Source organism: Carnobacterium gallinarum DSM 4847, from assembly GCF_000744375.1.
GTDB classification, from domain to species: Bacteria; Bacillota; Bacilli; order Lactobacillales; family Carnobacteriaceae; genus Carnobacterium; species Carnobacterium gallinarum.
The window spans coordinates 2,879,780-2,905,218 of record NZ_JQLU01000005.1; the positions used below are offsets into that span (position 1 = coordinate 2,879,780).

Genomic DNA, 25,439 nt, shown 5'->3' on the forward strand with positions numbered 1-25,439 from the left:
CATTTTTTATGTTCATGTAAATTAAACTATGCTATCCTCAAAGTGGAGGTGCTTACATGAAATATTTTGATGAGTTGTATGGTGAATTTGATTTTGCTCCTATTTTTGCTGAACTGATTGAAACGACTACTTTTCAACGTTTAAAAAATGTACACATGGCGGGGGCGGCGTATTTAGTCAATGACTTATGGGATGAAACTCGATATGAACATTCATTAGGTGTAGCGCTGTTAATTAAGCGTTTAGGAGGCAGTCAAGAAGAGCAAATTGCAGGATTGTTGCATGATATTTCACATACTGCTTTTTCTCACGTGATTGATACAGCTTTAGATAATAAAAAAGAAAATTATCATGAGCAAATTAAGGAACAAGTACTTGAAGATTCCCAAATACCATTAGTTTTAGAAAAATGGGGCTATTCCTACCAAAGAGTAGCATTAGATGATTCCAACTGGGGTATTCTGGAAAAAGAAGCTCCAAAGCTATGTGCGGATCGAATTGATTACACATTAAGGGAAATTCATCGTTATTATGAGGTACCTTTAAAAGAGATTGAACTATTTATACAAAGCTTAATAGTTGAAGAGAATGAGATCATTGTCCAATCAGTTCGGCAGGCAGAGTGGTTTGTTGAGAATTATTATAAGATTGTCATTGATTTTTTTTATGATCCTTTGAATATCTATAGTTCGGAGATCGTATCTAATATATTAAAACTATCATTGGAAAATCAGGAGATTGACGCTAAAGATCTATTGCTAACCGATGATCAATTATTGGTAAAACTACAAAAAAGTGAAACGTTACAAATAAAAGAATTACTTGTTCACTTAACCTCACATGTTGAATTAGTTGTAGATGAGCAAGATTATGATATTCATCAAAAGAAAAAGCTGCGATTAGTTGATCCAACTGTGTGCATAAATGGAAAGCTAGTACCTGTTTCTACAGTTTCTCAAAAGGTAAAAAAATTGAATAAAGAAGCTTTGGCATTCTCTAAGAAAGGAATTTATCTAAAAGTTAAGTAACTTACATGAGCATAAAAGAAGTCCGTAAATAAACTGTGTTTAGTTTGTTTACAGACTTCTTTTAGTTAGAGTGTATGTTCGTTTTCAGAACGAGTTCCACCACGAAACTCTTGAAAATAGTAATTATCTGTTAAACAGTCATCATCACTTGAGTAGTCATCATCTGTATGAATGTCGCAACCTTCAGAAAAGTCTACTTGTTGGAGATAGAGACTATAAGTTTGTGGAATTAAATTAAACGTATTTTTTAAATCAAATTCAATTTGTTTCAAATTATTTTCATCAATTACCTGTTCGGTATATAAATCAAAAGTGATCCAAGCAACATAATGGTTATCTTGAAATAATTGTTTGAAGTCTAAAGGTCTTTTTTCTTTTAATAAATTCAGTAGGATTTTATTAAATTTTTTGTTTTCAAAATCAATTTGGATAGTGATAAAATCGTTATCTGTTTTTTGATTTATTAAGTAGGAACTAGAATGAAGAGGAAGCTTTTTTAAATAGTCTGTCATTGTTTGATAACTAGCTAAATAGGGCTTTAAATAGTAATCTGTCATTTTTAGTACAAAGGAATCCGTATAAATTTCATAATTGCTATCGAGCATTACAGTAAAACTAACTGCAGGATCTTTCAGGGTAACCGTTGATTTATAAAGTTTTTCTTCATTTGGAGGAAATTCTTGTTGGTAACCATAATCCATCAGGCGTGTTTTAGTTACGTCATATTCTGTTGCGACTAAATTGTATTTCTTTAATAAGAAATCATCGATGGATTTAGTTGCTTTTTCTTGGTTGATTAAGGTAGGCTTTTCTTCAATCTTTGCCTCAAAAACCATATAAAAGACAGTACTAACACTAATTGTAATAAGAATTAGTACTAAAAAACTACTTAAAATAATCATTAGAATTTTTTGATCTTTTTTCATATAAAACTCCTTCATAGAAAAAATTCATGCGTTATGCTTCTATTAGTTTAACACAGCATATTCCTGACGACAATTCGGTATAGACTATTAAAATTAAAAAATAGTATATTTTTCCTAAATTAAATAAAAAAAGGATTAAATAAAAAAATAGATTGCTGATAAAAAGGTAGCTTTCGCAAACTTCAAATGTTAAAATAATGATAGTGATTTATAATTTGTTGGGGTTGTTTTAATAATAAGTATGGGTACTTAGTAATTTGTTTTAATGAAGAAAAATAAAATAAGAATTTGGTCAAGTAAATTGATACAGTGGAGGATATAATGAGTTATAAAATTAATCAAGTGTCACAAAAAATTGGAATCAAACCTCAGGTAATTCGGTATTATGAGCATGAGGGAATCTTAAAGAATATCTCAAGAGAAGCTAATGGATATCGTTCTTATACAGAAGACGATATTGAGTATATTCGTTTTTTAGAAATTGTCAAAAAATTAAAACGCAATAGTTTGCCTTTGATAGAGTTAAGAGAGTATGGCAAGATTGTTAATGGTGAGATATCAGACTCTAATGAAGCAGAATTTTTATTAAATGGAGAATATATAAAAATAAATAATATGATTAAAGAGCTGGTAGAGGCACAAACATTTATTGAACAAAAAATGAAAGAATATAGTTAACTAAAAAAAGAAAGATTGACTGAAAAACAAGTCAATCTTTCTTTTTTTAGTCATCAAATTTTTTTAAGTAGCTTGATAATTGTTCCAATCCAGCGATTAATGTTTTTGTTGGAGTACAGTATCCTAATCGTGCATGTTTAGGTACATCAAAACGATTTCCAGGAACTAATAGAACACCAGTATCTTCTAATAACTGAGTGCAGAAAAGCTCGATTTCAAGAGGAATATCTAACTTGATGAAACTAGTCGAAACAGCTTTAGGAAAAACTAAGGACACTCGTGATTCTTGCTGTACCCAATTCTTTAAAATTTGTAAGTTGGTTAAAACTAACTCTTGATTGCGTTTTAAAACAGCTTCCTTATTTTTTAAGGTATGCACAGCCAAAGCATCATCAAGAACTCCAGCACAAATCATTGTATAATCACGATACTTCCTAAATAAGTCGGCTAATTCATGATTGCTAGCAATCCATCCAACTCGAACCCCTGGCAATGAATAGGTTTTAGATAAACTATTTGTCGCAATACCTTTATCATAGATATCAACGATTGATGGAATTTGAAATTTGGGATCTAAAGGTTGATAAACTTCATCAACTAAAACATAAGCACCAACTTGTTCAGCTAACTGACTAATTTTCCTTAGAGCGTCATGATTCAAAATTGTGCCGGTTGGATTATTGGCATTATTTAAACAAATAATTTTTGTATTTGGTTGGATTAATGCTTCTAGTTCTGACAAATCCAATTCCCAATGCTTATCCTCGCGCATTTCCCAAAAAGAAACATCCGCACCAAGGGATTTTGGAATATCATAAAGTTGTTGGTAGCTAGGATACATAGAAATGACATGGTCGTCTGGTTCAATTATTGCATATAAAGCTAATAAATTTGCCCCCGTAGCTCCATTAGTTTGTAAAATATTTTCTACAGGCATATTCTGATAGAGTTTACTTACTTCCTGCTTAAATTCAGGTGAACCTTCAATCCAGCCATAATTCATTTTTTTTGGCAATAGTTTAGCGAAAAACGCTTCAGGAGTGGTTTTTCCATCAATTGTAATAATTTCTTCTAATGTAAAAGAGGCAATCGAGCTACCTGCTAAATCATAAATAGCTGCATCTTCTTTTTGATTTAACCATTCTTCTACACCAAAATTGGCAATATTCATAGGACATCCTCATTTCTTTCAAAAGGTCTTCCTTAACTTTACAGCAAAAAAGTAAATAAATAAATATAAATTTTTATGAATAAAGAAATACCGTTGTTAATGCTGAAATTCCAATGGCAACGAAACATATTTTTGATAATAAGCAAAACTAGCGCAATGTATAAATTCTGCTAAAGCTAAAATTGAAAGAGAGGCATTCTCAATAATAAAATAATGTGTTTCTGAAAATGTAAATGAAAGAGTATGACGATTTTGTTTTATTGAAAACTGGATATTCTCTAATTGATTTAATGGGATACAAAGTGGTTTAGCTTGATAAAATACATGTTGACGTGTAATGTAAATCGAATTCTCCTTCATAATAATCGTTACATATTGATAGTCTAAGCCTAACATATCTGATACTTCAATAATTCCATGCATTTATTTCTCATCCTTTCAAATAATCGTTTGAATGATCTTTAGTATAATTTATGAAACGCGTATCAGGTCAATAGGAATGTTCCAATTTTTAATCCTATCTATTGACTCAGTAGGAAATAAAGGGTATTCTTTGGTTGATTTATTGACCATTTGAAGTCTTATAAAGGAGTGTAGTAGCTATGAAAGCAATTGAAATTATAGGATTAACTAAAAATTATCAACACCATTCAGTAATTAAAAATATTTGCTTAGATGTGAGTGAAGGTGAGATGTATGGCTTTATTGGACCTAATGGAGCAGGCAAATCAACAACAATTAAAGCGCTTTTAAATTTTATTTATCCAACCAGTGGAACAGCTAAAATTTTAGGTAAAGATAGTGTTCGTGAATCAAAAACGATCAAAAAAGAAGTGAGTTATGTATCAAGTGATGTTCGGTTTTATCCAAATATGACAGCGGCAGAAATTATTGGGTATGCAGCTTCTTTTCATGGAATTCATCAGGCAACGAAAAAAGCAAATGATTATTATGACCTTTTTGAGATTGAACCACAGAAAAAATTAGGCGAGATGTCCTTAGGAAATAAGAAAAAAATTGCCATTGTAAGTGGTTTAATTGCAGAACCTCGACTAATGATCTTAGATGAACCAACAAATGGATTAGATCCCTTGATGCAGCATCGTTTGTTTGAATTGCTCACTAAAAAAAATCAATCAGGCATGACTGTTTTTCTGTCTAGTCATGATTTAACAGAAGTACAAAATTATTGTACACGGGCAGCGTTTATTAAAGCAGGTGAGATTTTAACTGTTGAAGATATTGATAAAGACAAGGCAGATGGTAAGATTATTCAATTACGTGGAAAAAACTTAGATTCAAAATTGTTTCAGGTTGCTGGTATGCGGAAGATTCATCAAACTGAAGATCAGCTTGATTTGTTTTTTGATGGGGATATTCAAACAGTCTTACCCTTGTTTATACATCCAACTATTACGGATATTGTTATTAAGAATCAAGATTTAGAAGATAAATTTTTAGCAATGTATGAGGGGGAATACAATCATGAACATTCTAAAAATTGAATGGAGAACACAATTTAAAAGTGTTTTTGTTTGGTGTGGAGTTGTTGGACTAATCCTATTATTGTTTATGTCTGTATTTCCTAGTATGAAGAATGCAGGTTTAGCTGATATTGTGAATTCAAAGATGAATGCGTTACCTCAAAATATTTTAAAAATATTTAATCTAAATGATAGCGGAAGTTTATTAAATGTAATGGGCTATTTTGCTTATGTTTTTCAATACATTGTTCTAGCCTCAGGAATATATGCCGTTTTGTTAGGTTCTCAGTCATTAATTAAAGAAGAAAGCGATGGAACAATTGAATTTTTATATGCTCAACCAATTACCCGTAAAGAACTGGTTTGGACAAAATTTATTGCGAGTCTCTCTATTTTAATAGTATTTTGGGCAATCACATTTAGTTTATCGACTATACTTGTTCTGCTTTTTAAAAATAGCAACGATCGATCTAGTGTTGTATTGGCAAAATTAAGTACAATTTTCTTAAATGATGGTCTTATTTTGATTGCGTTATTAGCCATTGGTTTCTTCTGTTCAACGCTTCTTCAATCGAGTAAGCAAGCAACAGGACTATCTTTAGGAATAGTTTTTGGTACTTATGTGTTAGGTGTTTTATCTGAAATAAATGATAGAGTCAGCTTTTTTAAATATATGTCACTGTTACATTATGGTGTGCCAGCTAATCTTGTAAAAGGTTGGATGGGTTGGACTTATTTAATAATTCTAGTAGGAGTTATCGTATTTTTTTCTGTAGCAAGTAGCTTCATTTATCAAAGGAAAGATTTAAAAATCAGTTAAACAAATGGAGATGACTGACTAGAAGTCAACACAATACCCCTCACAAGAAATATAAATTCCTTGTGAGGGGTATTATGTTAAGACTTATATTTCAACTTTTTTTAAACTAATTAACTTTTTAGTGCATTAACTGGTTTACGCCAGATGCCTAAAATTAAGGCAGATATCACCGTTCCAATTGCTAAGGCTAGTAAGAAGAGAAGAGCATGGTTTGCAAGTGAAATAACAAATATACCACCATGCGGAGCTGGAATACTAATTCCCCAGAATTGTGTTAAACCACCTGCAACAACAGCACCAATTACTGAAGAACCGATAACATGTATTGGATCAGCTGCGGCAAAAGGAATTGCCCCTTCTGTAATGAATGATAAGCCTAAAATATAATTAGTTAAACCTGATTTTCTTTCATCAGCTGTAAATTTATTTTTAAAAATAGTAGAGGCAAGAGCGATTGCTAATGGAGGTACCATACCCCCCGCCATAACAGCAGCCATTAACTTACCATCACCCGTATCTGTAAAGACACCAATAGAGAAGGTATAAGCGGCTTTATTAAATGGACCACCCATATCAAAAGCCATCATTCCACCAAGCAAAGCACCAAGTAAAACAGCATTACCAGTTCCTAGATTTTCTAAGAAGTCAATCATAGCTGTATTAATCCCACCAAAAATTGGATCAATAATAAAGTACATGACCGCCCCAATAATAAGCAAGCCTAAGACAGGATAAAGTAAGATAGGTTTAATTCCATCAAGAGATTTAGGTAGTTTTCTAAATATATATTTTAAGCCAACAATAATGTAACCAGCAATAAAACCAGCAGCTAAACCACCTAAGAAGCCAGCGCCACTTTCAACAGCCATAAATCCACCAACCATACCAGGCATTAATCCAGGTCGATCGCCAATACTCATAGCAATGAATCCGGCTAAAATTGGAATTAAGAAGCTAAATGCATTTCCACCAATTGAATTAAGGAAAAGAAAGGCTTCACTTTTATCGCCTGCCATATTTTCAACTAAGAAAGAAATAGCCATTAAAATCCCGCCGCCAACAACAAAAGGCAACATGTGGGAAACACCGTTCATTAAATCTTTATAAATTTTACTCCAAAGAGAACCACCACTACGTTCACTTGAATCATTAGCTGATTTTTCACCAGTCCCATGATAAATCGGAGCATCGCCTGCAACTGCTTTTGTAATTAGCTCTTCAGATTTACGAATGCCATCACTAACAGGTCGTTCTAATACAGGTTTTCCACTGAAACGATCCATTTCAACATTTTTATCAGCAGCTACGATAACACCACTAGCACGAGCAATTTCAGCATCCGTTAAGCGATGCTTGATTCCTTCAGAACCATTTGTTTCCACGCGGATTTCTACGCCCATTTCAGTCGCTTTTTTCTTTAAAGCATCCTCAGCCATATAAGTATGAGCAATTCCTGTTGGACAGGCAGTTACAGCAACAACAAAAGGTTTCTTGCTAGTATCAGCAGTTGTTGCCGCTAGTTTTATAGCTTCTTCTTCTGCCTTTTCTTCAGCATCATGTTTTGCTTCAGCAGCGGAAAAAAGTTCTTGTACTTCTTCAGGAGTGGTTGCTGTTTTCAAAGAAGCAACAAAGTCAGGATTGATTAATAAACGCGATAAACCAGCCAATGCTTGCAAATGTGTATCGTTAGCGCCTTCTGGAGCAGCAATCATAAAGAAGAGAAAGGCTGGTTGTCCATCTAATGAATCATAATCAACACCATGGTTACTTTTAGCGAATAATACAGTTGCTTCGTTTACTGCTTTTGTTTTTGCATGAGGCATAGCAATTCCATCACCTAAACCAGTTGAAGTTTGTCCCTCGCGTTTCATAATTCCTTCTTTATATAAGACTGAGTCATTAATACGTCCGCTAGCAGCTAAACTAGTAATCATTTCATCAATAGCCGCTTCTTTAGTTGTTGCTTTTAAATCCATAATCATGACATTTTTGACTAATAGATCTTTAATTTTCATGATAATTCCTCCGATATATCTGATTTGTATTGTTTTCTGGTTACATGAACTTCTGAAACTAGAGTGAAGACTTTTTCTTTAGTTGCTAAATCATCTGAGAATGCAGTGGCACTACCAGTAGCAACGCCCATTTGGAAAGCTTTTAAAGGATCAGCAGTTGCTACAAGCGTACCGATAAAACCAGCAATCATAGAATCTCCTGCTCCAACTGAATTTTTTACAGAACCTTTTGGAACATTTGATGTATAAATCCCCTCTGGAGTGAAGAAGAGGGCTCCATCACCAGCCATAGAAATCAAAGCATACTGAGCCCCAAGTTCTAATAATCTTTGTCCGTATGGAAGCATATCTTCAATGCTAGTAAATTGAACATTAAACAAATCAGCCAATTCATGATGATTTGGTTTAACTAAAATTGGATGGAAAGGTAAGGCATCCATCAGATCGGCTCCAGTCGTATCAATGACAAATTCAGCTCCAGATTGTTTGATTAATTGAATCATTTGATGATAATAATCATTTGGAAGAGAGGGCGGTTTGCTACCAGATAAAATAATAACATCCTGTGGCGTTAGTTTTTTTAATTGTTCTAACAATGCGTGTGCTTCTTCATTTGAAATAACAGGACCTAAGCCATTAACCTCAGTTTCAGAAGTCGATTTTAATTTAATATTGATTCGAGTATCATTTTTTATTTGAATAAAGTCAGTAGCTACTCTTTCTTTTTTTAACCAATCATGAATAAAGTTTCCAGTGAAACCACCAAGAAAACCTAAGGTAGTGGTGGTGTAATTTAATTGGTTTAAAACTCGTGAAACGTTAATTCCTTTTCCACCTGGTAATTTAATATCGCTGTCCATTCGGTTAAGCTCACCTAGATTAACTTCTTTTAGATGGACAATATAATCAATTGATGGATTTAATGTAACTGTATAAATCATTTTCTCACCTCTATAATTTTTGTATAATTTAAATACGTTTGAAGATGCTGTGGCTCGAGAGTCTGGGTAATAATTGTAGCTTCCTCAAGTGTGCCAACTTTAGCAAAATTAATTTTATCAAATTTACTACTATCCACTAAAACAAAATTTTCAAAACTTTGTTTTAACGCAACCGATTTTAACGCAGCTTCATCAGGATCAGGTGTTGTAAAACCAAATTTAGGATGAATACCGTTCATACCAAGAAAGGCTTTATCAAATTGATAACCAGATAATTCAGCAACACTTGTGGCCCCAATAATAGCTTTAGTTGAATTTTTAAGTTGACCACCAACTAGAAATGTTTGGATATTAGCATCTGCTAGAAGTGAGGCATGTTGAACGCCATTTGTGACGACTGTAATATTAAATTGAGTTAAAAAAGGAATGAACTCAAGAGTAGTTGAACCAGCATCAATATAAATCATGTCATTATCTTTTACAAAAGTAGCGGCTAATTCCGCAATTTGTTTTTTTTCGTGGATGTTTTTGAATGATTTTTCTTTCATGTCTAATTCAGTATCTAAGTGATAATTTCGTTTAGCACCACCGTGGACCCGAATCAGTTCGCCAGCTTCTTCTAAAAGGGCTAAATCTCTTCGGATAGTTGATTCAGAAGCTTTTAAATCAATAATTAAATCTTGAGATTTAACAATTCCATCAGTCTGCAATCGTTTTAAGATAAAGGCATGTCTTTCTTCAGTAAGCATATAATCCCCCCTTTGATAAAATTAGTTTACCATCAAAAACGTTCAAAATCAATCATAAAGTGTCAACGTTTTCAAAAAAAGTGTTAATAAAAAGCTTAAACCCATAAAATAGTGGTTTAAGCCTTTAACAATTTTTTATTTAGTAGGAAGTATTTTTTGTAATAAACTTTGATGTTCATCAAGTTCATTCCAATTTAAAACAAGAATCTCATTTCTTCCTAAAGTTTTATAAAGCAAATCAGCAACAGTTTGAGTAGCTAAAAAGTTTGTCCACAATGCATCTGCTTCATCAAATACATTGGCTAACACGATTTCTCCTTGATTCGCAGCGACTTGCATATCTTGGAAGACGATATCGATTAAGCCAGAATTCGGATAGGTACTAATGTTGCCTTCAACTGCTTCGATAATCTGCAGAATTGAAATCTTTTTTGGAGAATCAACTAGCGTAAATCCACCGTTATTTCCTGATACCGAAGTGACTAGATTTTTAACAACTAGTTTACGCATTAATTTCTTAATGTATGTAGGAGAGCCGTTTAGGCGATGATTAATGACAGCTGATGTGACTGGAATTTCTTTATCTTGAGTAGCCAGTAATGTCATAATACAGATTGCTTGTTCTAAACTTTTAGTTAGTTTCATCTTTTTACCTTCTTTCTATATACTATGGAGTAAAACTCAATAATAGTATAACATAACCTCCAAGAATGTTGAATTATCATTAAAAATTGAGTGAAACTATGTATACAAAAAAGAACAGCAGCTAAGTGCTGTTCTTTTTTGTTTATTTTTCTGTAGTCTCTGTTTCTGTTGAAGTTGGGGTTGTTGGATCAGCTTCAGCAAAATAAATGTCACGAACTTTTTTCTCGATTTCAGCATAAAGCTCAGAATTATCTAGTAAATATTTTTTTGCATTTTCACGGCCTTGACCGATTCGCTCGCCATTATAAGAGTACCAAGCACCAGCTTTATCGATAATATCACGATCAGCTGCCATATCAACTAATTCACCAGCGCGTGAAATACCTTCTCCATACATAATGTCTACTTCAGCAACTTTGAAGGGAGGAGCAACTTTATTTTTGACAACTTTTAATTTTGTACGGTTTCCTAGAATATCCGTACCCGTTTTGATTTGTTCAGCACGACGTACTTCTAAGCGAATAGTTGCATAGAATTTTAACGCACGCCCACCAGGAGTAACTTCGGGATTTCCAAACATTACACCAACTTTTTCGCGAATTTGATTAATAAAAATACAAATTGTTTTTGTATTGTTGATTGAACCAGATAGTTTACGTAGTGCTTGTGACATTAGACGGGCTTGAAGTCCAACGTGGCTTTGTCCCATTTCGCCTTCAATCTCAGCACGTGGAACTAAAGCTGCTACAGAATCTACTACTAGTATATCAACTGCACCACTAGAAACTAAGGCATCAGCGATTTCCAATGCTTGTTCACCAGTGTCGGGCTGAGATAAAAGTAGATCATCAATATTTACGCCTAAAGCTGCTGCATATTTTGGATCTAATGCATGTTCAGCATCAATAAAAGCGGCTGTTCCACCAGCTTTTTGAGCTTCCGCAATTGCATGTAAAGCCATTGTTGTTTTACCAGAACTTTCTGGTCCGTATACTTCAAGAATTCTTCCTTTAGGGTAACCACCAACACCTAATGCAACATCTAAAGCAATTGATCCTGTTGAAATAGTTTCAATCTTCATAGAAGTTTTTTCACCTAACTTCATAATAGCGCCTTTACCAAAATCTTTTTCAATTTTACTTAAGGCTTTACTTAAAGCCGCTTGTTTGCCATCGCCCATTTTTTGTGATAGTTCTCTTGGAGCTGATTTTTCTTTTGCCATTATTAATTTTCCTCCTCTAAACTATATCTCTATTTATAGTATACGAACAATCGTTCGATAAGTAAAGAACATTTGACTAAATAAGTAACATATTTTTCTGGTATAACGTAATTTTCCTTGTTCTGCATCAGCTTTGGATGAAAGCGAAGCTCATTAAAGTCGTTACATAAAGAGTATATGCAAAAAGTAGAGAATAGTGTGAAAAAATTTTAATTTAATTAAAAGGACTGCTTTAATTTGTGTTAAAAGTAGCCCTTCATTGACTTAAGCTTTTTTATTTAATTCGTTTTTTAGTTTGGTAATGGCTGTAAATAGAGCAAAACTTAAAGTGATAATTTGAAAGATGGTGCTTATTGTACGGAAAGATTGTTTCATGTAAATCACCTCCAAGGAATATAGACTTAGTTTAACTGATTATATGGTGACTGTCATTTGAGAACCCTTTTTTACTAAATTTAAAAATGTTCTATTTGTAATAGAACGTATCTGGTGTTATAGTGATGATGTGCTAAAAGAAATTAGTCTCTAAGGAGGAGCCTGCATGTACATTCGTATTCAACCGAATAGTGAAACACCTATTTATACACAATTGATTTACCAAATTAAGCGGGGAATCATCAAGAAAGAGCTGCTTCCAGGAGAAGGATTGCCTAGTGTTCGTAGTTTAGCTGGTGATATTGGAATTAATATGCATACGGTTAATAAAGCTTATAAACTATTAGTTGAAGAAGGTGTTTTAGCTCAACAGAAAAAAGGTTTCATGGTGAACCCTAATTTGATGATAGAAATGAATCAAAAATATCTCCACAATTATCGTGAACGATTGGAAGAATTATTGATTGATGCAAAGATTTTTAATTTAACAGAAGAGAGTATTTCTAAAATGCGAAATGAAATTGAAAATACGCTGAAAGAGAGTGACAAATCATGATTGAATTTGCAGGATTAATGAGTATCATAATAATTTTTGTTGGAGTGTCTAGTGGTGTGACTCCATATTTTAATCGTAGTAGTCAATTTGGTGTGACTTTACCAGAAAAATATCAAAATAACTCTTTAGTAAAAACACAACAAAAAAAGTTCCTTTGGGTAAATATTCTACTGGGGATTATTTTAGCAGTACCCATAATTTATTTTATTGGATTTGAAGATGCTGAGAAAGCTGCTCTTTGGATTTCTTTTTATTTGCTTTTTGCTTTAGTAGTATTCTTTACAGTTACAAGCATATTATTTTTGACAATTCGTAAAAAAATAATGAATTTCAAAGCTGAATTGCCTGTTTCAGAGCTAGAATTGCAAGATTTAGTGATTGATACAAACTATCGCCATAGAAAATTGATCGTTCCTAGCTACTTTATTCTACTGACGAATCTTTTGATCATTGTTTTAGTTGTAGCAATTACCTTTGTCAATTATGATCGTATTCCTCACCAGATAGTCACTCATTGGACTATTGATATGCAACCAGATAGAATGACGACTAAAACTATCTTTACGATACTTTACGTACCTATAATTCAAGTGTTTATGATGGGGATTTTTTATCTTTCTAATTATTCGTTTCAAAAAGCCAAACAAAAAATTGATCCACGACACCCGGAAGTATCTGTTGAAAAGAATCGAGCGTTTCGATATGCTTGGTCTGTATTTATGCTGATACTTTCAATTGCTGTTCAATTGTTGATGGCGGTGATTCAATTGGTAATGATTTTTAATTGGATGGATAAAATTAATTTTCCGCTAGTTCTTGTGCTATTTTTCGTCCTAATACTTGGTGGATCAATTTATCTATCATTTAAATACGGACAAAGTGGTGAACGTTTTAAAGTAAGAAATGCAACAGATTCAGAAACTAAAACAGTATCTGGTTATGACGATGACGCTAGTTGGAAAATGGGGGCTATTTATTTTAATCCTAAAGATCCTTCTGTCTGGGTAGAGAAACGTTTTGGTATTGGAATTACGATGAATATGGCTCGTTGGCAAACATGGTGCTTTTTACTGGGGCTGTTATGCTTTCCAATTATGATTACTCTGCTATTTATGTAGGCTTTAGATGCACCTAAAATTGTGGGAGAAACAATGTATAGAATAAAAAAACTCTTAGCTTTATTCCGTAATGGAATAAGCTAAGAGTTTTTTTACTAAAGAAGTTTTTATTTTGCTTCTTGAATAATATTGATTTTTTCGATTTTGATATCTTCATCAGGTTTGTCATTCGTAACTTTGACAGCTGCGATTTTATCTACAATATCCATACCTTCAATAACTTGACCAAAAACTGTATATCCACCATCTAAACTTGGATATCCACCTTTTTTATAAGCATCAACAATTTTTTCAGGGGTTGTACTTGAATTTGTTTGTCCGCTCATATCGTCTGTATTTTGAACGATATAGAACTGACTACCAATTGAAATAGGTTCGTTTGTTTTTGCCATGGATAATGCGCCACGAATGTTATAAAGCTCAGGGGAAGTTTCAACGCCAAATGGTTTGCCCCAGATACTTTGTCCACCCATACCTGTTCCATCAGGATCGCCACCTTGAATCATGAAATTCTCAATAACGCGATGGAAAATTGTTCCGTTATAATATCCGTTTTTACTGTGAGTTATAAAGTTCTCAACTGCTTTTGGTGCATATTGTGGGAATAATTTAATCTTAATCGATCCCATGGTTGTTACGATTTCAACAACAGCTTCTTTATCAGTTACATCTGTTGTCAGTTGAGGTAAGGTTAAGTTTGAGAAATCAACAGCTTCTACGCTGCTACTACTTTCCGTAACTTGACTAATCGAAGAAGATTGTGCTGTTTTAGCATCATCACTTTTATTATTATTCGCATAAACAACTCCTACAACAATTGCGATAATCGCAATAATTAATAGAATGACGCCCCAGACTAATTTTTTATTTTTCATATTTTTACCACACTTTCCTACTTTTTTGTCAGAACTCTTTTATTCTACCTGAAATTAGTTTGTTTTGAAATAGTAGGTTTATAATTTACTTGATTTTTATTTTTTCGTGTAATGAGTAAAGAAATTAAAATAGACTATACCAGTTTGGTGATAAGTAGTTTATAGAACACGCTTACAGTATTGGATGGCATAATACCAATTATTTATAGTCGGTTTTTCAAAAAAAGAATTGCGAAATTGCCTAGATGAAATTGCTTTCATTTGCTATAATGCAAGTGTTAGGCAAATGATTTGATTGTCTGTCAACTACTAACATATGGAGGTTTTATTAATCATGGGAAAATTAGGTATTTCGATTTATCCAGAACGTTCAACATTTGAAGAAGATCAAGCTTATTTAGATTTAGCACATAAATATGGCTATAAACGGGTGTTTACTAGTCTATTGGAAATTGACGGAGACGCAGACAAAGTTTTAGGTAGTTTTAACAAAGTAGTTGCTTATGCAAACAGCTTAGGCATGGAAGTGATGGTGGACATTAATCCAGGATTGTTTACACAGTTAAACATCTCTTACGATGATTTATCTTTTTTCCATAAAATGGGTGCTTATGGAATCCGCTTGGATATTGGTTTTACTGGTCAAGAAGAAGCTCGTATGACAAGAAATCCGTATGGAATTAAAATTGAAGTGAACATGAGCTCAGGTACTAAGTACATTGAAAGTATCATGGCTTATTCTCCTAATCGAGAAAATTTACTAGGCTCACATAATTTTTATCCACATCGTTATTCAGGTTTAGAGTACAACCATTTTGTATATTGTTCAAATCAATACCGCAACCATAACTTAAATACAGCTGCTTTTGTCAATTCACATGCAGCTACATTTGGACCTTGGCCAATGCAAGATGGACTTTGTTCATTAGAAGATCATCGTGATTTAGAAATCGCTACTCAAGTAAAACATTTTGTCCTAACTGATTTAATTGATGATATTATTATTGGAAATGCTTACGCATCTGAAGAAGAGTTAAAAGCAATGGCTGAAGCCTTTAATGCAGACTATCCTTCAGTGAAGGTTGACCTATCAGAAACGATTAGCGACGTTGAACGCAAAGTTGTATTAGATGAATTACACAGTTACCGTGGTGATCGTTCAGCGTATATCTTACGTTCAACAATGACTCGGATCAAATACAAGAATGAAGCATTCCCACCACACGATACAACAGATATGACTCGTGGCGATTTACTAATTGACAATGTTGATTTTGGTCAATATAAAGGCGAAATGCAAATTGCATTAAAAGATATGAAAAATATTGGGCGTGTCAATGTAGTGGGTAGAGTCAGTGAGGATGAATTATTTTTACTAGAATTCTTAAAACCGTGGTCAAACTTTAAATTAATTGACAACAAATAAATACTCTAGTCTAATAGATAGATTGCCTCGTTGGAATCTATCTATTTAGTTTATTTTAAAATTTGTGAAAGAAATTTGAATTTATTCTAGTTAGAAGTGAATTTTATAAAACAAAAAACTAAGAGAAGCGTGCGTTTTTTATAAAATAAACGTATAATAGATATACAGCATGTTTTACATAGCAAACTGGTTAAGAAGTGGAGGTATTTAGAATGAAAAATTCAACCTTGTTAGGACTTATTATTATTGGGACATTGGGATTAGGATTGGCAGTCACTGCAGTTGCTTCATTTACAGACTTAGGCCTTTTTTCAAAAGATACTGTAGATAGTAGTTTGAGTGCAAGTAGTTCAAGGGAAAAAACTGAATCAAAATCAACTAATAAAAAAGAAAGTATCGGTAGTGAAGAAAGTAAAGAAAGTAAAGATAGTCAATCTTCAGCGTCAGAAAGTCAAAGTTCTGAAAAGCAAACTTCAGAAAAAACAGAGACTGAAAGTCAAGAATCTGAGAGTAAAGAAACAGGAAACAAAGAAGCAAAAAAAGAAACACCTAATTCAGATGAGGCCACTACAGACAGTGTTGCTCCAGTTGAGACAGGTGCTGGCTATGAAAGTATTCCAGAAGAAACAGATGATGTTAATTCAATGTTCAATGTTGAGTCACCTCCGGATATGCCGGTTGATTCTACAGTACCCGAAGAAGAGACAGCTGAGGATGGCAAACAAGCAGCTGTTAGTGGTCAATCCAAAATAAATGCAACAAATCAAGAATCAGCCCAAGACACTCTGTTAGCGGCTGGTTCTTCTAGTGCGAAGACAAAGATTCAAAGCACTACAACACCCATTTATGTGACTGATACATTTCCACAAACAGGTGAAACGCAAATCAATAACAGGTTGAGCTTAATAGGAATAGTAGTGACAGTTCTAGCCTTTTTTAGTCTGTATTTAAAGAAGAGAAACGTTTAGTAGAGCCAAGCCAACCAATAAGATAAAGAAAAAACTCCTAATTTAATAGGCTTTTTTTTTGCATTTAGCTGACTCACAGGCTGGATATTTTGACTTTTAGCTAGACTATTTCTTAAAGGGATTCCTAAAAATTCAATTAAATCTATCGTTCTTTATAGACAAAGTAATCTTTGACCAGTACAATAGAGAATGGATTAAGGTGGGGTAGACTGAACATACCTCAATTAAATGGCGAATGTGTTTTGAGAATTCGCATCTTAAATTACATCTTGGAACAAGTGTAACACTTAGAGTAGTCGCAATAATCCAATGAGTAGCTTAATGAATTAGATAAATGATTAAAGTTAAATTCTCACAAACTCAGAAAATGAGGAGGAAGAAAATATGTCAATGTTTTTAGATCAAGTGACAATTAATGTTAAAGCAGGTTCCGGTGGGAATGGTATGGTTGCTTTTCGTCGAGAAAAATATGTACCTGATGGTGGTCCTGCAGGTGGTGATGGTGGAAACGGCGGAAATGTTGTTTTTGTTGTTGATGAAGGATTAAGAACTTTAATGGATTTCCGTTTCAATCGTCATTTTAAAGCTCAAGATGGTGAAAAAGGTATGAGCAAAGGAATGCATGGTCGTGGAGCTGGAGATAATCTAATTAAAGTTCCACCAGGTACAACGGTTCGTGATACAGATACTGGTTTAGTTTTAGGTGATTTAGTGCATGAAGGTCAACAATTAATTGTTGCTGAAGGTGGTCGCGGAGGTCGCGGGAATATTCGTTTTGCTTCAGCTCGTAATCCAGCACCTGAAATCGCTGAAAATGGTGAACCAGGACAAGAACGCAATTTAGAATTAGAACTAAAAGTACTTGCAGATGTTGGTTTAGTAGGCTTTCCTTCTGTTGGGAAATCAACTATTCTATCAATTGTATCAAAAGCACGTCCTAAAATCGGTGCATATCACTTTACAACTCTTGTGCCTAACTTAGGTATGGTTCAAGCAGAAGATGGTCGTAGTTTTGTTATGGCTGATTTACCAGGACTGATTGAAGGAGCTTCACAAGGTATTGGTTTAGGAACACAATTCTTACGTCATATTGAACGGACTCGTGTTATTCTTCATGTTATTGATATGAGTGGTAGTGAAGGTCGTGATCCATTTGATGATTATTTAGCAATTAACAAGGAACTAGAAACGTATAACTTACGTTTGATGGAACGTCCGCAATTAATCGTAGCCAATAAAATGGATATGCCAGAGTCAGAAGAAAACTTAAAAGTCTTTAAAGAAAAAGTAAATGCCTTAAAAGAAGATGAGTTTGCCGATGATGTTCAAGTTTTCCCAATTTCAGCGATTAGTCATAAAGGGATGAATAATTTATTAAGTGCTGCTGCTGATGTACTGGATGTTACTTCTGAGTTCCCTCTTTATGAGTTAGAGGATGAAGATGAAACGGTAATGTACAAACATACACCAGAAGAAAAAGGCTTTGAGATTACTCGTGATCCAGATGCAGCTTGGGTTCTTAGTGGAGATAAGCTTGAGAAAACATTCAAGATGACGAACTTTGAACACGATGAAAGTATCATGCGTTTTGCTCGTCAGTTGAGAGCAATGGGCGTAGATGAAGAAATGCGCGCTCGTGGTGCTAAAGATGGCGACATCGTTCGTATCATGAAATATGAATTTGAATTTGTTGAATAAAACGAATGTCTAAATAGAGAAACGTCAAACTAAAAAAATTAGTTTGACGTTTTTTAATGTAATTTAAAGTAAAATTTAAGGAATTTGACAATCAATTTGTATCGCTTATTTAACAAAGGTTTGTTAAAATGTAAAAGAAGCCTACGCTTATTTTATTGATGTGTGGAGTAAAAGGAGTTAAAAAAATGGAGAATCAAAAAAGACTAAAGAAAAGTCGTTATATGTCTGGTTTAGATGGAATTCGAGCATTAGCTGTATTAGGTGTTATTTTTTATCATTTAACTCCCCATATGGTGCCAGGTGGTTTCTTAGGTGTTCCGATTTTTTTTGTATTATCAGGTTATTTGATTACAGATTTATTGATTCAAGAGTTTGAACAAAATCAAAAAATTAGTTTAAAACAATTTTGGAAGCGACGCTTGAATCGTCTATACCCAGCATTGGTAACTATGTTAATTCTAGTTACTGGTTGGATCACTATTTTTGAACGGAATTTATTATTAAATATTCGGAATACAATTATTAGCAGCTTATTGTATTTAAACAATTGGTGGCAGATTATGCAAGGGGATTCTTATTTTGACCGTTTTGCGACACCTTCTCCGTTTGTTCACTTATGGTCTTTGGCGATTGAAGGTCAATTTTATTTGATTTGGCCAATTTTAGTAGTTGTTGCAATCGTTTTTATTAAGAAAAATATTCGGATTTTTTGGACATTTATGGGAGTAGCTTTAGTGTCGGGATTGTTGATGGCATTTTTGTATGTTCCAGGTGGTGATCCAAGTCGTGTTTATTACGGAACAGATACACGTTCTTTTTCGTTGTTAATTGGTTCTGCCTTAGCTTTTGTTTGGCCAAGTAATCGATTAAAGGCAACTATTCCTCGAAAAGGCCAATTAACCTTAGATGCTATTGGTTTAGTCGCAAGTGTCGGCTTAATTTTTATGATGGTAACAGTGACAGATAATAATCCATTTACTTATTATGGTGGGATTTTTATTTATAGTCTAATTAGTGCTGTATTAATTGGAGTCACTGCTCATCCAGCAACCTGGTTTTCAAAATTATTGAGTGTTCAGCCTTTAAAGTGGCTAGGTGAACGTAGTTATGGTTTATATTTATGGCAATATCCGATTATGGTTTTGTATGAGGTTAAGGTGGGAGACACAAGTTTACAGCCAATTCGACATTTAATCATTCAACTAGTTTTAATTATTGTTATTGCTGAGGCTTCTTATCGCTTCATTGAGATGCCCTTTAAAAAGTTAAATGTGCGAGCTATCTTAAATGGAGAAGTCCTAATAAACCGCTTAAAAGAATTCTGGCAGGAGAAATCGCCTAAAGCATGGATACAAAAAGCAGGAGTTGTCTTATTAAGTTTAGTGTTGATTGTCTCATTAGTCGGATTTATAACGGCTCCTGTTGGTGATAGTCCAGCAACCATTCGTTTAGCGGAGAAACTTAGGGCGAATAAAGCAAAAATTGAAAAACAAAAGACCGATAAAGAAAAGGATAAAAATGCTCAACAACTTCCAGTTAAGCAAGCAGTATACGGCTTAAGCGATGAACAAATGAAAGTCGCTAGTCAGATGGATATTACTTTTGTTGGCGATTCCGTTTTATTAAGTGTTGTGAGTCCACTTGAAGAAGTTTTTCCTTTAGCAACAATAGATGGTGAAATTGGACGACAATTATATAATACATTGCCTGTTGTCACTACTTTAAAACAACAAAATAAATTAGGAAATCCAGTTGTTTTAGAATTAGGAACAAATGGTGCATTCACGGATAAGCAGATAGACGATCTCATTTTGACAATTGGTGAAAAAAGAAAAATTTATATTATTAATACTCAAGTCCCAAAAAATTGGAAAAATAGTGTTAATCAAGGTATAAAAAATGTAGCAACACGTTATAAAAATATTCAAGTAATTGATTGGAATAGCTATAGTGCTGGAAAAACAGACTGGTTTTATGAAGATGGTGTTCATCCAAATGAAATAGGTGCTGAACAGTATGCCGAGTTAATTGCAAAAGCGATTTTAACAGATCAAAAGAAATAAGTTGAATAAGAATATTTCTTAGATAAATTTTATATTTTCTGATAAAATATAGGAGAGCGGTAAATAGAATTTTATAGAGATTGGATACGGATAAATGGAGTTATTATTTTTAGGAACTGGTGCTGGTGTTCCAGCAAAACATCGTAATGTAACAAGTATTGCTTTAAAACTTTTAGAAGAACGAAATAGTATTTGGTTATTTGATTGTGGTGAAGGCACGCAGCAACAAATTTTGCATACAACCTTAAAGCCAAGAAAAATTGATAAGATTTTTATTACACATTTACATGGAGATCATATTTTTGGTTTACCAGGATTACTAAGCAGTCGTTCGTTTCAAGGGGGGGATATGCCGCTAACGGTTTATGGTCCAGTTGGAATTAGAGAGTATGTTTTAACTAGCTTACGAGTTTCTGGTACACATCTAAAATATCCATTGAATTTTCATGAAATTAGTGAAGCGGGTATTTTATTTGAAGATAGTCAATTTAAAGTAACGTGTTTAGAATTGGATCATGGTATTCAATCCTTTGGTTATCGAGTTGTCGAAAGTGATCACCAAGGAATGCTACAAGTGAATCGCTTAAAAGAAGCCGGTGTTCCTTTTGGTCCTTTGTATGGACGAATAAAAAATGGAGAGCAAGTGACGTTAAGTGATGGACGGATAATTAATGGGGCAGATTATGTTGGTGAAGCTCAAAAAGGTCGGATTGTGACAATTTTAGGAGATACTCGTAAACATCCAAATAGTGTCCGTTTAGCAAAAAATGCAGATATCTTAGTTCACGAAAGTACTTTTGATGGAGCTGATCGCAAAATTGCTCGTGATTATCATCACTCGACTTCTTTAGATGCGGCTGAGGTGGCTAAAGAAGCTCAAGCCAAACGTTTATTGCTCACTCATATCAGTGCTAGGTATTTGGGGAAAGAAGCCTATGCTTTAGAAAAAGAAGCACAAACGATTTTTAAACAAAGTCAAATTGTAAAAGATTTTGATGAAATTGAGATTCAACTAGTTAGAACAGATAAGTAAAAAAGAGGATAGGGGCGAAAAAATATGTTAGCTAATCGTAAAGATTTAACGGATAAGGTTGTAGTCATTACTGGGGGATCAGGTGGTTTGGGTGAACAAATTGCTTATGCATGTGCAAGTCAAAATGCTAAAGTGGTTGTTTGTGCTAGACGAATTAATCTACTTGGTAAAGTGAAACAAAATTGTGAAGACATATCTGGTAAGAGAGCTTATGCATTTCAGTTAGATGTGGCCAATCCTGAAAATATCAAAGAGGTTGTTGAACGAATTCGAGACGAAGTTGGACCAATCGATGTTTTAGTAAACAATGCTGGCTTTGGCTATTTTGAAAATGCGATTGATTTTGATATGTCACTGGCTGAAAAAATGTTTCGTGTAAATGTTTTAGGGATGATGTACATGACTCAATTAGTTGCTATTGAAATGACAGATCGAATGTCAGGCCATATTATTAATATTGCTTCTCAAGCTGGTAAAATGGCAACACAAAAATCTTCTGTTTATTCTGCAACAAAATTTGCTGTCTTAGGATATTCAAATGCTTTACGATTAGAATTAAAGCCATTCGGGGTTTATGTTACAACGGTCAATCCAGGTCCAATTGAAACGAATTTCTTTGATATTGCCGATAAGAGTGGCGATTATCTTGAGAAAGTGGAGCACTTAGTTTTAAATCCAACTGTGGTTGCTAACCGAGTAGTTGGCTTAATGGGTGTACCTCGCCGTGAGTTAAATATGCCTGGATTATTAGAAGTAGCTAGCAAATTATATACATTATTCCCAACTGTGGGCGATTATATTGCTGCAAATATGTTTAATGCTAAATAATTAAATTGAGTAAATGGATAGCTAGCAAAATTCTTAATTGAATTGGCTAGCTATTTTTAATGAAGACTAGTTAAATGATTAGACAAAAAAACCAAAAAAAGGTATTCTTATATAGAAACAGATGTAATACTTATGGGAAGGGTGAAAGAAATTGAAAAATCAATGGCGTTTAGTAGTAGGTATTATATTAGTATTAATTGTGGCTTTGTTTGCTATTTTAAATGTTGCAGCAGTTCCAGTTAATTTTGGATTTGCAAAAGTAGAATGGCCTTTAATTATGATTATTTTAGGTTCGTTATTTATTGGAGCAATTGTGACTGTTTTAGTTTCAACTGGTTCAAGTATTCAAACAAAGAAACGATTAAAAAATGCTGAAAACGAATTAAATCAACAACAAGCAAAGCTTGATGAAGAGGTTTCTAAAGTTCAATCTGAAATGGAATCACGTATTGTTGTAAAGGACGAAGAATTAGCAGCTCAACAAAGTAAAATTCAGGCTTTAGAAGATGAATTAGTTAGTAAAATAACGGCTCCAATAACTCTAGATAAATAAAACGAGCTAAATGTAGAAATGACTAATAAAAAAAGAGTTTGCTAATTCAGCAAGCTCTTTTTTTAGAAGAAAATTTATCTTGTAAAGTTTTTAGTTTGTTCATAATGATTTCGCTTTCAATGGATGTTTTTGATAATTTGGAAATTTATACATAAAAATTGATTGACGGAAGTCGTTGGAAATGGTATTTTTATACGAGTTGATAATTTTATTTTAAAGGAGTATGAATGTGGAAAAAAATCATTATGAAGTAAAAACAGTCATTATTGATCCAACAGCGATTGGACTTTTTGGATTAGCAATTGTAACTTTGGTAGCATCTTCACAAAAATTAGGTTGGACAGAAGGAGTTAGTGGGGTTATCCCTTGGGCGATTTTCTTAGGGGGCGTGGCACAATTGATAGCTTCTGCTTATGATGCTAAACATAACAACCTTTTTGGTGCAACAGCATTTGCAGCATATGGACTATTTTGGTTTGGTGTGGGAATGAGCTGGATGACACAAAATGGATTATTTGGAGCAAGTTTGCAAAGCTCATTTGATCCAAAAGAATTAGGTTTTGCTTTCTTAGGTTACTTTATCTTTACAGTATTTATGACAATTGGAGCATTAGAGACAAATAAAGTTTTATTTATTATTTTCTTTTTAATTGATTTCCTGTTCCTTGGTTTATTTATGTCAAGCTTTGGTATTGCAACAGACTTTTTCCATATGGTTGCAGCAATTGCTGAATTTCTAATTGCACTATTTTCATTTTATGGTTGTGGTGCAGCAGTTTTAAATGGTCATTTTGGTTATACATTCTTACCAATTGGAAAGCCTTTTGGTATTATTAAAAAGCCAGTATCTACAAAGAAGAAAAAGGCTTAATAAGAAAAAAACCTGATTAACAGTTACTGTTAGTCAGGTTTTTTTCTATTTTTGTAAAAGCATGTCAATGTGAGGAATATTATCTTCTAAATATTCTTCTGATATTGGAACAAATCCAAAGCTACCATAGAATTTTTCAAGATATGCTTGTGCTTGAATTTCAACCTCACGGGTAGGGAATTGTTTTGCAATATGATCTAAAATAATGGTTAGTAATTCTTTTCCCAGACCAGTTCCACGTTGTTCTTTAGCCACAATAATCCGCCCAAAGTGAATGCGTGAATCTTGTGAGATAATTCTTCCATAAGCCAATAGTACACCATCTTCATCGGTTTTAAAAACGTGTAAACTAGTTAAATCCAACTCATCAATATCTTGATAAGGACAATCCTGTTCTACAATAAAAATCTTCACCCGTTCTTTATAAATAATAAATAGTTCTTTCGTTGTTAATTCTTCAAATGTTTTAATTGTCCACATAAATTAAACCCTCCAGAATAAATTGTTTTATACTAAAAATGAATACTTTTAGTATAAAGTTTATCCATCTAACTTACAATCAAAAAAGCTGTATTTAATGAAACTCTTCTTTAATTTCCTTTAAACGTTCTAAAGAGAGCTGCAAGTCTAGATTATCTTTTTCGGTGACCGAAATCAATGTAATATCCTGTATTTTTTGTTTGGCTAAAGAAATTCGATCTAAAGAGATCAATAAATCAATTTCTAATACTTTGGCTTTAATTAATAAAGTTATGGGAAGCTCAGACTTATATTTATGAAGTAAAAAAGTTAATGTGTGGTAGGCTGCTGGATAATCCTCTTTTGAGTAAGCATAACGATAAGCTTGAGTATAAAGTTTCTCTGTTTTTGTTGCGTTTTTTACTCGAATCTCTTCTTCTGTCATTAGCGTGGTAGAATCTCCCAGGGGTTCTCCAAATATAACAACATTTCCACTGGGATCCGTGATTGTGAATCGATAGTCTTCTGTAGTCTTATTAAGGCGTGAAATCCTGGGTAGTCCTTGAATAGGAACTTTCCCATAAAAAGCACGTAAGTTTTTTTTCATAGAAGCATGTAGTTCTGTGATATTCTCTAGAATTACATAACAGCCACTAGTATGCTCAGTAGCATCATATTTTTTATCACCATAAAAACTTAACTCCATTACTCCATTTTGGATACTGGCAAAACGATAAGGTGCTTTTTGATAGTAGCTTAGTTTAAATCCTAAAGCTATATAAAATTCAAGGGTACTATCTAATTCATAAAAACAATTAAAAATTGGGATTGTTTGGTTCGTTGTAGGTTTATTAGTCATGAATCATCCTCCTAATATTTTTTTCATTTGTTAAGAATAACAGATTTTTCTTTAAATTGCCTATAAAAAGTGAAAAAA

At 33.4% G+C, this 25,439-nt stretch carries 25 protein-coding genes; 14 read left to right on the top strand and 11 right to left on the bottom strand.

Features of this window, described 5'->3' with window-relative positions:
• The first annotated feature begins 56 nt into the window (after positions 1-56).
• Positions 57-1,028, top strand: coding sequence for an HD domain-containing protein (locus BR43_RS18070; protein WP_034564535.1), 972 nt, complete (start codon positions 57-59; stop codon positions 1,026-1,028).
• A gap of 65 nt (positions 1,029-1,093) precedes the next feature.
• Here BR43_RS18070 and BR43_RS18075 read toward each other — a convergent pair whose 3' ends face one another.
• Positions 1,094-1,954 carry a hypothetical protein gene (locus tag BR43_RS18075; protein WP_034564537.1) on the bottom strand — a complete coding sequence of 287 codons (861 nt, stop codon included), beginning with the start codon at positions 1,952-1,954 and terminating at the stop codon, positions 1,094-1,096.
• 321 nt (positions 1,955-2,275) lie between these two features.
• Here BR43_RS18075 and BR43_RS18080 point away from each other — a divergent pair, with 321 nt between their 5' ends.
• Positions 2,276-2,632 carry a MerR family transcriptional regulator gene (locus BR43_RS18080; protein WP_034564539.1) on the top strand — a complete coding sequence of 119 codons (357 nt, stop codon included), beginning with the start codon at positions 2,276-2,278 and terminating at the stop codon, positions 2,630-2,632.
• 46 nt (positions 2,633-2,678) lie between these two features.
• On the opposite strand, the gene BR43_RS18085 is transcribed toward BR43_RS18080, so the two are convergent.
• Together BR43_RS18085 and BR43_RS18090 are read right to left on the bottom strand one after the other, a co-directional pair.
• Positions 2,679-3,803, bottom strand: coding sequence for an aminotransferase (locus BR43_RS18085; protein WP_034564542.1), 1,125 nt, complete (start codon positions 3,801-3,803; stop codon positions 2,679-2,681).
• A gap of 96 nt (positions 3,804-3,899) precedes the next feature.
• Positions 3,900-4,226: a hypothetical protein gene (locus BR43_RS18090; RefSeq protein ID WP_034564545.1), complete on the bottom strand. Its 327-nt coding sequence runs from the start codon at positions 4,224-4,226 to the stop codon at positions 3,900-3,902.
• Positions 4,227-4,405: 179 nt separating this feature from the next.
• On the opposite strand from BR43_RS18090, the gene BR43_RS18095 reads away from it, so the two are divergent.
• On the top strand, positions 4,406-5,308 hold the full coding sequence (locus tag BR43_RS18095; protein WP_034564548.1) for an ABC transporter ATP-binding protein: 903 nt from the start codon (positions 4,406-4,408) through the stop codon (positions 5,306-5,308).
• Complete coding sequence (locus BR43_RS18100; RefSeq protein ID WP_034564552.1) at positions 5,289-6,107, top strand: ABC transporter permease subunit; 819 nt, start codon at positions 5,289-5,291, stop codon at positions 6,105-6,107. Before BR43_RS18095 ends, BR43_RS18100 begins: the two co-directional genes overlap by 20 nt.
• A gap of 110 nt (positions 6,108-6,217) precedes the next feature.
• Here BR43_RS18100 and BR43_RS18105 read toward each other — a convergent pair whose 3' ends face one another.
• The 5 genes from BR43_RS18105 to recA all read right to left on the bottom strand — a co-directional run bounded on the left by BR43_RS18105 (position 6,218) and on the right by recA (position 11,637).
• Complete coding sequence (locus tag BR43_RS18105; RefSeq protein WP_034564557.1) at positions 6,218-8,122, bottom strand: PTS fructose transporter subunit IIABC; 1,905 nt, start codon at positions 8,120-8,122, stop codon at positions 6,218-6,220.
• Positions 8,119-9,063 (bottom strand): 1-phosphofructokinase, encoded by a 945-nt coding sequence (gene pfkB / locus BR43_RS18110; RefSeq protein WP_034564560.1) that lies wholly within the window; start codon positions 9,061-9,063, stop codon positions 8,119-8,121. Before pfkB ends, BR43_RS18105 begins: the two co-directional genes overlap by 4 nt.
• On the bottom strand, positions 9,060-9,812 hold the full coding sequence (locus BR43_RS18115) for a DeoR/GlpR family DNA-binding transcription regulator (protein WP_034564562.1): 753 nt from the start codon (positions 9,810-9,812) through the stop codon (positions 9,060-9,062). Before BR43_RS18115 ends, pfkB begins: the two co-directional genes overlap by 4 nt.
• A 135-nt stretch (positions 9,813-9,947) precedes the next feature.
• On the bottom strand, positions 9,948-10,457 hold the full coding sequence (locus tag BR43_RS18120; RefSeq protein ID WP_034564564.1) for an Rrf2 family transcriptional regulator: 510 nt from the start codon (positions 10,455-10,457) through the stop codon (positions 9,948-9,950).
• A 142-nt stretch (positions 10,458-10,599) separates the two neighbouring features.
• The gene (gene recA / locus BR43_RS18125; protein WP_034565405.1) at positions 10,600-11,637 is read right to left on the bottom strand and encodes a recombinase RecA; all 1,038 of its coding nucleotides are present in this window, start codon (positions 11,635-11,637) and stop codon (positions 10,600-10,602) included.
• Positions 11,638-12,220: 583 nt separating this feature from the next.
• On the opposite strand from recA, the gene BR43_RS18130 reads away from it, so the two are divergent.
• Both BR43_RS18130 and BR43_RS18135 read left to right on the top strand, forming a co-directional pair.
• Entirely contained in the window at positions 12,221-12,610 is a 390-nt protein-coding gene (locus BR43_RS18130) for a GntR family transcriptional regulator (RefSeq protein WP_034564566.1), read from the top strand.
• Positions 12,607-13,728, top strand: a complete 1,122-nt coding sequence (locus BR43_RS18135) for a DUF1648 domain-containing protein (protein ID WP_034564568.1) — start codon at positions 12,607-12,609, stop codon at positions 13,726-13,728. Before BR43_RS18130 ends, BR43_RS18135 begins: the two co-directional genes overlap by 4 nt.
• 107 nt (positions 13,729-13,835) lie before the next feature.
• On the opposite strand, the gene BR43_RS18140 is transcribed toward BR43_RS18135, so the two are convergent.
• The gene (locus BR43_RS18140; RefSeq protein WP_034564570.1) at positions 13,836-14,603 is read right to left on the bottom strand and encodes a peptidylprolyl isomerase; all 768 of its coding nucleotides are present in this window, start codon (positions 14,601-14,603) and stop codon (positions 13,836-13,838) included.
• Positions 14,604-14,937: 334 nt separating this feature from the next.
• On the opposite strand from BR43_RS18140, the gene BR43_RS18145 reads away from it, so the two are divergent.
• From BR43_RS18145 to BR43_RS18180, 8 genes are all read left to right on the top strand, one after another.
• Entirely contained in the window at positions 14,938-16,029 is a 1,092-nt protein-coding gene (locus BR43_RS18145; RefSeq protein WP_034564572.1) for a DUF871 domain-containing protein, read from the top strand.
• Positions 16,030-16,241: 212 nt separating this feature from the next.
• Entirely contained in the window at positions 16,242-16,997 is a 756-nt protein-coding gene (locus BR43_RS19335) for an LPXTG cell wall anchor domain-containing protein (protein ID WP_051934033.1), read from the top strand.
• A 390-nt stretch (positions 16,998-17,387) separates the two neighbouring features.
• Entirely contained in the window at positions 17,388-18,695 is a 1,308-nt protein-coding gene (gene obgE / locus BR43_RS18155) for a GTPase ObgE (RefSeq protein WP_034565412.1), read from the top strand.
• 185 nt (positions 18,696-18,880) lie between these two features.
• Positions 18,881-20,758 (top strand): acyltransferase family protein, encoded by a 1,878-nt coding sequence (locus BR43_RS18160; RefSeq protein WP_034564574.1) that lies wholly within the window; start codon positions 18,881-18,883, stop codon positions 20,756-20,758.
• A gap of 94 nt (positions 20,759-20,852) precedes the next feature.
• Positions 20,853-21,791, top strand: coding sequence for a ribonuclease Z (rnz, locus tag BR43_RS18165; RefSeq protein WP_034564576.1), 939 nt, complete (start codon positions 20,853-20,855; stop codon positions 21,789-21,791).
• 24 nt (positions 21,792-21,815) lie between these two features.
• Positions 21,816-22,619: an SDR family NAD(P)-dependent oxidoreductase gene (locus BR43_RS18170; RefSeq protein ID WP_034564578.1), complete on the top strand. Its 804-nt coding sequence runs from the start codon at positions 21,816-21,818 to the stop codon at positions 22,617-22,619.
• Between the two features lie 151 nt (positions 22,620-22,770).
• Positions 22,771-23,172 (top strand): LapA family protein, encoded by a 402-nt coding sequence (locus BR43_RS18175; RefSeq protein ID WP_034564580.1) that lies wholly within the window; start codon positions 22,771-22,773, stop codon positions 23,170-23,172.
• Between the two features lie 229 nt (positions 23,173-23,401).
• Complete coding sequence (locus BR43_RS18180) at positions 23,402-24,043, top strand: acetate uptake transporter (RefSeq protein ID WP_084679979.1); 642 nt, start codon at positions 23,402-23,404, stop codon at positions 24,041-24,043.
• Positions 24,044-24,088: 45 nt separating this feature from the next.
• Here the strand turns inward: BR43_RS18180 and BR43_RS18185 are convergent, their stop codons facing one another.
• Positions 24,089-24,523: a GNAT family N-acetyltransferase gene (locus BR43_RS18185; RefSeq protein WP_034564585.1), complete on the bottom strand. Its 435-nt coding sequence runs from the start codon at positions 24,521-24,523 to the stop codon at positions 24,089-24,091.
• Positions 24,524-24,617: 94 nt separating this feature from the next.
• The gene (locus tag BR43_RS18190; RefSeq protein WP_034564587.1) at positions 24,618-25,361 is read right to left on the bottom strand and encodes a VOC family protein; all 744 of its coding nucleotides are present in this window, start codon (positions 25,359-25,361) and stop codon (positions 24,618-24,620) included.
• Positions 25,362-25,439: the final 78 nt, after the last annotated feature.

Bases quoted from the DNA above. Each gene is read 5' to 3' on its own strand.
- BR43_RS18070 (WP_034564535.1), top strand. From the start codon at position 57: ATGAAATATTTTGATGAGTTGTATGGTGAATTTGATTTTGCTCCTATT.
- BR43_RS18075 (WP_034564537.1), bottom strand. From the start codon at position 1,954: ATGAAAAAAGATCAAAAAATTCTAATGATTATTTTAAGTAGTTTTTTA.
- BR43_RS18080 (WP_034564539.1), top strand. From the start codon at position 2,276: ATGAGTTATAAAATTAATCAAGTGTCACAAAAAATTGGAATCAAACCT.
- BR43_RS18085 (WP_034564542.1), bottom strand. From the start codon at position 3,803: ATGAATATTGCCAATTTTGGTGTAGAAGAATGGTTAAATCAAAAAGAA.
- BR43_RS18090 (WP_034564545.1), bottom strand. From the start codon at position 4,226: ATGCATGGAATTATTGAAGTATCAGATATGTTAGGCTTAGACTATCAA.
- BR43_RS18095 (WP_034564548.1), top strand. From the start codon at position 4,406: ATGAAAGCAATTGAAATTATAGGATTAACTAAAAATTATCAACACCAT.
- BR43_RS18100 (WP_034564552.1), top strand. From the start codon at position 5,289: ATGAACATTCTAAAAATTGAATGGAGAACACAATTTAAAAGTGTTTTT.
- BR43_RS18105 (WP_034564557.1), bottom strand. From the start codon at position 8,122: ATGAAAATTAAAGATCTATTAGTCAAAAATGTCATGATTATGGATTTA.
- pfkB (WP_034564560.1), bottom strand. From the start codon at position 9,063: ATGATTTATACAGTTACATTAAATCCATCAATTGATTATATTGTCCAT.
- BR43_RS18115 (WP_034564562.1), bottom strand. From the start codon at position 9,812: ATGCTTACTGAAGAAAGACATGCCTTTATCTTAAAACGATTGCAGACT.
- BR43_RS18120 (WP_034564564.1), bottom strand. From the start codon at position 10,457: ATGAAACTAACTAAAAGTTTAGAACAAGCAATCTGTATTATGACATTA.
- recA (WP_034565405.1), bottom strand. From the start codon at position 11,637: ATGGGCGATGGCAAACAAGCGGCTTTAAGTAAAGCCTTAAGTAAAATT.
- BR43_RS18130 (WP_034564566.1), top strand. From the start codon at position 12,221: ATGTACATTCGTATTCAACCGAATAGTGAAACACCTATTTATACACAA.
- BR43_RS18135 (WP_034564568.1), top strand. From the start codon at position 12,607: ATGATTGAATTTGCAGGATTAATGAGTATCATAATAATTTTTGTTGGA.
- BR43_RS18140 (WP_034564570.1), bottom strand. From the start codon at position 14,603: ATGAAAAATAAAAAATTAGTCTGGGGCGTCATTCTATTAATTATTGCG.
- BR43_RS18145 (WP_034564572.1), top strand. From the start codon at position 14,938: ATGGGAAAATTAGGTATTTCGATTTATCCAGAACGTTCAACATTTGAA.
- BR43_RS19335 (WP_051934033.1), top strand. From the start codon at position 16,242: ATGAAAAATTCAACCTTGTTAGGACTTATTATTATTGGGACATTGGGA.
- obgE (WP_034565412.1), top strand. From the start codon at position 17,388: ATGTTTTTAGATCAAGTGACAATTAATGTTAAAGCAGGTTCCGGTGGG.
- BR43_RS18160 (WP_034564574.1), top strand. From the start codon at position 18,881: ATGGAGAATCAAAAAAGACTAAAGAAAAGTCGTTATATGTCTGGTTTA.
- rnz (WP_034564576.1), top strand. From the start codon at position 20,853: ATGGAGTTATTATTTTTAGGAACTGGTGCTGGTGTTCCAGCAAAACAT.
- BR43_RS18170 (WP_034564578.1), top strand. From the start codon at position 21,816: ATGTTAGCTAATCGTAAAGATTTAACGGATAAGGTTGTAGTCATTACT.
- BR43_RS18185 (WP_034564585.1), bottom strand. From the start codon at position 24,523: ATGTGGACAATTAAAACATTTGAAGAATTAACAACGAAAGAACTATTT.
- BR43_RS18190 (WP_034564587.1), bottom strand. From the start codon at position 25,361: ATGACTAATAAACCTACAACGAACCAAACAATCCCAATTTTTAATTGT.